General features: G+C 45.1%; 1 rRNA gene. It reads left to right on the top strand.

What is annotated here, in order from left to right:
* The first annotated feature begins 30 nt into the window (after positions 1–30).
* Positions 31–146: ribosomal RNA gene (rrf, locus tag EIZ48_RS28800) — 5S ribosomal RNA — on the top strand.
* Positions 147–419 lie beyond the last annotated feature (273 nt).

Raw genomic sequence — 419 nt, 5'->3', positions numbered from 1 at the left:
ATATTAGTGAATCCCTTCACGTCGAATTTGCTTGGCGACCATAGCATTATGGACCCACCTGATCCCATGCCGAACTCAGTAGTGAAACGTAATAGCGCCGATGGTAGTGTGGGGTCTCCCCATGTGAGAGTAGGACATCGCCAGGCTTGAATTTATAGGAAGCYCGCTGGGTACAGCGGGCTTTTCTTTCGCTCCRGCTGATTGCAATGTGAGCGRAGTCAACAGAAGGTTTTCACTTTATAACCAGTTAGTCTGGTTGAAGAAAAAAGATGAAAATTTTGTCTTGACTGGAAATCAGAAAAGCGTATTATACGCGTCCTGACTTGCTGAAGCGGTTAACGCCAAGGCATTGAAAGTCAACGTTCTTTAACAATTTGACCATGCAATCTGTGTGGGCACTCGTGAAATGAWTAGTCAAA

This window comes from Photobacterium alginatilyticum, from assembly GCF_009910675.1.
Taxonomy (GTDB): Bacteria; Pseudomonadota; Gammaproteobacteria; order Enterobacterales; family Vibrionaceae; genus Photobacterium; species Photobacterium alginatilyticum.
The sequence above is the reverse complement of the archived record's forward strand: the minus strand, read 5'-3'. Positions and strand labels throughout refer to the sequence as shown.